The 245-nt window shown below is 33.5% G+C and carries 1 protein-coding gene; it reads right to left on the minus strand.

The genetic code is table 11. From position 1 onward, the window contains the following. Window positions 1-39: 39 nt before the first annotated feature. The coding region (locus AOA59_RS32270) for a hypothetical protein (RefSeq protein WP_218212168.1) at window positions 40-245 on the minus strand (206 nt) is incomplete at its 5' end.

Below are 245 nucleotides of genomic sequence, written 5' to 3' on the forward strand. Positions count from 1 at the left end.
GTGTCTTCATATTCCTCTTTGTACAGAATGACTTTTTATTTATAAAATGCTGATCAATAAAGATGATTTTCCATTTTTAAAACGCTCTCTCATTTCATTTAAATACGACTTATATGATTCTTCTTCACCAGGAAAGTGTTGTGCAATTTCTTCTAGTTGTCTACGCTCGTCACTCCACTTTACAAAGGTGGAACCATCTGGGAAATGCATTGGATACATAGGATCAATTTGAACCATTTCAACAA

This window comes from Pseudomonas sp. 2822-15, from assembly GCF_002742515.1.
Taxonomy (GTDB): Bacteria; Pseudomonadota; Gammaproteobacteria; order Pseudomonadales; family Pseudomonadaceae; genus Aquipseudomonas; species Aquipseudomonas salomonii.